This window comes from Rufibacter roseus (assembly GCF_001647285.1).
Taxonomy (GTDB): domain Bacteria; phylum Bacteroidota; class Bacteroidia; order Cytophagales; family Hymenobacteraceae; genus Nibribacter; species Nibribacter roseus.
Genome location: NZ_LRML01000004.1, coordinates 492,634 through 498,835, shown reverse-complemented (window position 1 = coordinate 498,835; position 6,202 = coordinate 492,634). Strand labels below are relative to the sequence as shown.

Below are 6,202 nucleotides of genomic sequence, written 5' to 3'. Positions count from 1 at the left end.
ACAGAAAAAGGCACCATAATAGGTGCCTTTTTCTGTTTTTTAGGGGCTGGTTTTTGATAAAATTTAGCCTATAAACGCAAACTTTATATTCTATTGTACTAGTAAACGGCGTACCACTGTGCCTTTATCTGTTCTTAACTGAACCAGATAGATGCCTTTGGGTTGGTGCTGCAAGTTGAACGTAACTGAGTTTTTAGCGCTTGAGGTCTTCTGAGTAGCCACTCTTTGCGCTACGCTGTTGTAAACAGACGCCTCTAACACTTTCAATGAAGACGGTGTTTTAACAGTGAAGACACCAGTTGTTGGGTTGGGGTAAACTTGCAGCTGATCTTCCAGCGCCTGCGGTACACCTGTAACAGACGAGGTACCATAAAGCGTTACATCATCAATGTTTAGAACCTCATTTGTGGCATTGTTTTGTACCACAATTTTAAGCTGTACAGACGTGGTGCCGTTCGGGATACGAACAATAATACGGGAAGGAGCTTCGTCCCCAGAAATATCGCCGGTAAGGGCAATTGTCTTTGTGACAGGCGTACCAGCGGTGGTCTCTACTACTCCTGTGCCGTTCATGCCGTACCGTACGTTAGCTGCGCTGCCTGCCGTGATTTTGGCATCTGGCGTGGCAGAGAAATCTGCCCCGTTCAATGCAACATATGCTTCAACAAAATCGCCGGCATCCATACCGTTTCCAGTGCTTATAGAAACAGAGCTATTAAAAATTTCAACGGCTAGATTGTTATAATTGGTTGTGTTGATGCTCTCAAATACCAGGTTGGTGGTGGTTACGCCTGTGGCAGGAGGAATCTGCTGGAAAGATTTTGTGCCGCTGGCAATACGTTGGTTGTCAGGATAGCCACTGTTGTCAGAGGAGCTGCTAAAGCCTGAAGTGACAGCCCAGCCGTCATCGGCTCCATGCTCAAAATCTTGGCGGGCCACAACGCCAGAAGGTAAGTTGCCGCCAACCTGTTCCGTGCGTATTGACAGGGCAGTGCTACCTGTGCCGTATTGCCAACCATTAGAGCAGCTTTCAAAAGCCACTGCATAATATTCAGTATTTGACTTAAGACCAATTACACTAATGCTGTTGCCGGAGCCAATGTAGACCACCTTAGAGCCGTCTGAAAGCGCTGGGGCACTGGAGAAATTCAGGTTGGCGTTGGTATAAGAGGTGCCTGCTTGTGGAGTGGCGGTTGGAGCGCTTCCTTCTCTTACCAGCACCAATCTTCCGTCGCCGTTGCCCGAGGTAAACGATAGGGTAAAGCCGCCGGTGCCCACTTCAGAAGTAGTCAAACCTGATACCCTTTGACTAGGAACACCGGAGCAAGTATAATCTGGCAACGTTACTTGTGCAGCTGGAGCACCTGTAGTATTATAGGTGTTGTTTGTGCTGCAGTATTCAAAAACTTGCACATAGTACGTACGGTTGGCGGTAAGGCCTGTAACGGTTACAGAATTGCCAGTGCCGGCGTATACTAATTTATGTCCGTTACCTTGGTCTGTGGCCTGTGAAAAATCTGAGTTCACGCCAGTGGAATAGCTGCCAGATGGTGAGAAAGCAGAGGCAGAGCCTTCACGCACCACTACTAATCTTCTGTTACCGCTGCCGTTTGTCCAGTTTATTTTAAAAGAAGTTTGAGTGGCCTCCGTCAGTGAAAGCTGACTAACCTGGGTAGCAGGAGAGCAGTTTACTGGGGTAAAGCCCCATGCGCTGGCTACCAATTCAGGATAGTCAATAAACGGGTTACGGTTGCCCTGTACCCGCTGAATTCTGTTGTTCCTTTCCAGTTCACGGGCATCTACCGGATCCTGCAGGTGCCACTGATACAGGGTCTGCATGTCGCCCACGGCGCTGGGTACTCCCTTGCCTGGATCAAATCTTTGGCCCTCGTGCATGGTGTAGAAATAGAAGATGGCACGGGCTACGTTGCCTTTGTGCACTTCGCGAGGCTCAAACTGGGAATTGGTATCCTCACTATACGCATCAATGTTGGTGGTAGGAATAGAGGTTTGTGAGGTGAGGTTGATTATCCATTTTTGTGTTTGACTGTCCGGGATCTCCGCGAAAGGATCACTGCCCCGGTCACTGTTCCACTGAATTACCGTAGGGAAGAGGTGGTGAATATCAGTACGCATGCGCTCCGCTTCATCAAACCAAGACTGTGGCACCGTGTGCTCACAATTGATGTTGGGAATAGAAGTAGAGGTATTGGTTTCGCTGTATTGGAAAGGCTGCTCATAGCCAGAGTAAACGCCTTCTACCTTGTTGTTATAATTATCTATGTAGTTGTACATTTTGCCACGGGCGTAGCTATAGCTCAAGACTTGGCGCTTGCCTTCATACCAGTTCTGGCGTAGCCATGCCCGTAATTCTGTGCCGCTAAGATTTGAGGGAGGTGCTGTCTGGGCCAAGGCAGAGGAGAAGCCTGCCAAGGTAACCAAAAACAGCATTAATAGGGAACGTAAATGCTTATTCATGAAGTGGTTGGTTTGAAAATGCAAAGGTACAAAGGCTAAATGGCTTTAAGTAAGAAACCAGCCTCTTTCCTGAATAAATACTTAATCTTTTAAGTATTGTTATACATAGTCGGAAGACCTATGTTGAATCAATTTCTGTGTGTGGAATTGTTCATTAACACAAAACCCTGAGTACAGTCTCAGGGTTTTGTGTTAATTGTTTTCAGGTGGCGGAGTTTGGCCTCCGTTCTTCTTTTTCTTCTTTTTGGCTTTCTGTTTATGTTTCACCACTTTGGCGTCTACATAGAAAATGATTTCCTCGGCGATGTTGGTGATTTGGTCGCCAATGCGCTCTAACTTACGAATGATGCCGGAAACCTTTAGGCTTTGGGCAATTTTCTCAGGGTTAGCCTGAATATAGGTGATGATAACCTTATCAGTTTGCGCGTGGATCTTATTCAGCAGCTTGTCTTTTTTAATTATCTCCCTGGCCAGCTCCGTATTTTCCTCGTGGAATGCGCGTTGCACCTCGGCAAGCATGGTTTCAGCGGCTTCATACATTTCCAGTACCCGCGTGTTTTCCAGCAGAACAGGGTCAACAGGGTGGCCGGCCTCTCTTATCAACTGGGCAATTCCCTCAGAAGAGTCACCAATGCGCTCAATGTTGGCATTTATTTTTAAAATGGCCATGAGCCAGCGCAAATCAATTGCCACTGGGTTGTACAGGGCAAAGATGCTCTCGCACATGCGGTCAATCTTTATGTCAAAATTGTTGACCTTCTTGCCTGATTTTATGATTTTCTTGGTCAGTTCTTTGTCGCCGCTCAGCAAGGCCTCCTTTCCGGCCAGCATCTGAAACTCCACCAGGCTCCACATTTCATGTACCTTTTCTTTTATGCTTAGGAGCTCTTTTTCTAAGTGATTCATGTGAGAGATTTCTTCTGTTGTTGTGAGGGAGTAAATGTAAAATAACGCTTTTTCTGAACTTTTAGAAGAACAAAACGCGCCAACTGCAACTATTTACCTCTGTTTTCGGCCTGATTTTCAGAAAAAAGGCCAAAAACAGAGGGGTGGAAAAGAATATTAACCAAACCGGCCCGTAATATAGTCTTGGGTACGGCTGTCTTTGGGGTTGGTGAACATGGTTTTGGTTTTGGCATGCTCCACCAGTTCACCCATGTAGAAGAAAGCAGTGGTGTCACTTACCCGGGCCGCCTGCTGCATGTTGTGGGTCACAATAACTATGGTGTACTGCTCTTTCAGCTCATGAATGAGCTCCTCAATCTTAGCCGTGGAGATAGGGTCCAAAGCGGAGGCCGGTTCATCCATCAAAAGCACCGACGGCGAAATAGCCAAAGCACGGGCAATACACAAGCGCTGCTGCTGCCCCCCAGACAAAGCCAGGGCTGATTTGTTCAAGTTGTCCTTTACCTCGTTCCAGAGCGCGGCTTGCTTCAACGCTCTTTCGGCGGCTTCTGTTAAGGCTGCTTTATTAGACACACCCTGAATCTTCAGGCCATACACCACATTCTCGTAGATGCTTTTAGGGAAAGGGTTTGGTTTTTGGAACACCATGCCCACTTTCTTGCGGAGTTCGTCTACCTGAACGTTTTTGGCGTAGATGTTTTGGCCGTCCAGCAGAATCTCTCCTTCGGTTTTAAAACCATCAATGTAATCGTTCATGCGGTTGAAAATGCGGAGGAACGTAGATTTACCGCAACCAGACGGGCCAATAAAGGCCGTGACAGTATTCTCTTCCATGGCAATATTAATGCCTTTAATGGCGTGGAAGTCGCCGTAGTAGGCGTTCACATCTTTCGCCTCTACCTTGATAGGTTTTTTGCTCATTCGCTTACCACTTTATTTTTTTCTGCTGTTTGTTGCGCAGGTATACGGCTACGCCATTGAGCAGGAAGGTGATGAATAATAACATAATGATGGCCGCCGCTGCATTCACCAGGAACTCGGCCTGTGGTCTTGAGGTCCAGTTAAAGATCTGAATGGGCAACACGGTAAACTCATCATTGGGTGAGGAGGGCACAAAAGGCACATAGGCCAAGGCACCCACCACAATTAGCGGAGCGGCTTCGCCCACGGCTCGTGAAAGCGCCAGAATAACACCCGTTAGAATACCGCCAAAAGATGCCGGCAGCACCTGCCGCCAAGTAGTTTGCCACTTGGTGGCACCAAGGGCAAAGGAGCCCTGCCGTACGCTGGGTGGAACTGCTTTCAGGGCCTCACGGGTGGTTACAATGACAATGGGCAACACCAGCAATGAAAGGGTCAAGGCTCCGGCCAATAAGCTGGCACCCATCTGCATCTGGCGCACAAATACCTCAAGGCCCAACAAACCGTAGATAATGGATGGTACGCCCGCCAGGTTTGCAATGTTGATTTCCAGGAAAGAAGACAGTTTGCTTTTCTTGGTATACTCCTCTAAATACACACCCGCCGAAATACCCAGCGGAAACGCGATGAGGCTGGTCAGGAGCAGAATCCAGAGGGTGCCCGCCCAGGCAGTGAGAATACCTGAACGGCTGGCGCGGCGGGAGGGCAGGCTAGTCAGGAAATCCCAGTCAATGCGGCCAAGACCACGCGTGATGATGTCAACTAGAAGCGCCCCCAGAAACACCAGCCCAATGAGCATGCAAAAGATGCCGAAGAACTGGAAGGCTTTGTCTTTGATGCGGTTGCGGGTAGAATTAGTCATACTTCTCCTGATATTTCTTTTTGATCCAGAAGCTGAGGTTGTTCAGCGCAAAGGTGAAAATGAACAGCACAATACCCGCCGCAAAAATGGTGCGGTACTCCAATGAGCCATGCGGCACATCACCTAAACTCACCTGCACAATATAGGTGGTAATGGTTTCTACAGGCACCAAAGGGTTAAGCGTGAGGCGTGGCTGCTGACCGGCGGCAATGGCTACAATCATGGTTTCGCCCACGGCCCTGGAGATAGCCAGAATCACGGACACAATAATACCTGAGCTGGCCGCCGGCACCATCACCCTGAAAGCCGTCTGCAAGCGGGTAGAACCCATGCCGTAAGAAGCCTCGCGCAAAGACTTAGGCACCGAACTGATGGCGTCTTCGCTTAATGAGGAAATCATGGGGATGATCATAATACCCATGACTATACCGGGCGACAAGGCGTTAAAACCAGCCAGACCAGGAATAAAGCTCTGCAAAAACGGCGTGACCACTGTTAAGGCGAAGAACCCATAGACTACTGTTGGAATGGTAGCCAAAATCTCCAGTAATGGTTTAATAGTGCGTTTCAGGCGGCTGGGGGCATACTCATTCAAGTAAATGGCAATAGTCAGGCCAATGGGCAAAGCCACGGCAATGGCAATGGCGGTAGTCAGGAAAGTGCCCGCCACTAACGGCATAATGCCAAAGCGCTTCTGCGCAAAAAGGGGCGTCCACTGCTTGGCCGTCAGGAATTCTACAATAGAAACCTCCTGAAAGAACGGGAGCGAACCCGATAGCAGCACCCATATAATCCCCACAGTGATGAGAATTGTGATGGCGGCTGCGAGCCACAGCAAGAACTCAATAATTTTCTCCGATGCTTTCAAACCGCTGGTGTGTTATACCTGGCACAACTGTAGCGGCGGCTACCAAAGGCCAGGTCTGTAAAATAAAATGGGCTGACAGAGATAGTGCTATTAACGTGGCAAACTTTGTAGGGGAGAAGACCCGCCTGCTGTTTTAGGGCTGTTTTTCTAGAAACAAGCCTAAAACA

At 48.5% G+C, this 6,202-nt stretch carries 5 protein-coding genes; all 5 read right to left on the bottom strand.

Annotated features, from left to right (window positions below; genetic code table 11):
- Positions 1 to 90: 90 nt before the first annotated feature.
- A complete protein-coding gene (locus A8O23_RS08430; protein WP_082882958.1) occupies positions 91 to 2,478 on the bottom strand; it encodes an endonuclease in 2,388 nt (795 codons plus the stop codon).
- A 192-nt stretch (positions 2,479 to 2,670) separates the two neighbouring features.
- Positions 2,671 to 3,384, bottom strand: a complete 714-nt coding sequence (phoU, locus tag A8O23_RS08425; protein ID WP_066619464.1) for a phosphate signaling complex protein PhoU — start codon at positions 3,382 to 3,384, stop codon at positions 2,671 to 2,673.
- A gap of 156 nt (positions 3,385 to 3,540) precedes the next feature.
- Positions 3,541 to 4,290 (bottom strand): phosphate ABC transporter ATP-binding protein PstB, encoded by a 750-nt coding sequence (gene pstB / locus A8O23_RS08420; protein WP_239693369.1) that lies wholly within the window; start codon positions 4,288 to 4,290, stop codon positions 3,541 to 3,543.
- A 19-nt stretch (positions 4,291 to 4,309) separates the two neighbouring features.
- Positions 4,310 to 5,167: a phosphate ABC transporter permease PstA gene (gene pstA / locus A8O23_RS08415; protein WP_066619452.1), complete on the bottom strand. Its 858-nt coding sequence runs from the start codon at positions 5,165 to 5,167 to the stop codon at positions 4,310 to 4,312.
- Positions 5,160 to 6,035, bottom strand: coding sequence for a phosphate ABC transporter permease subunit PstC (gene pstC / locus A8O23_RS08410; protein WP_066619449.1), 876 nt, complete (start codon positions 6,033 to 6,035; stop codon positions 5,160 to 5,162). The genes pstA and pstC overlap by 8 nt, the downstream gene beginning before the upstream one ends.
- Between the last annotated feature and the right edge of the window lie 167 nt (positions 6,036 to 6,202).

Coding starts and splice junctions, on each gene's coding strand:
- A8O23_RS08430 (WP_082882958.1), bottom strand. CDS start 2,478: ATGAATAAGCATTTACGTTCCCTATTAATGCTGTTTTTGGTTACCTTG.
- phoU (WP_066619464.1), bottom strand. CDS start 3,384: ATGAATCACTTAGAAAAAGAGCTCCTAAGCATAAAAGAAAAGGTACAT.
- pstA (WP_066619452.1), bottom strand. CDS start 5,167: ATGACTAATTCTACCCGCAACCGCATCAAAGACAAAGCCTTCCAGTTC.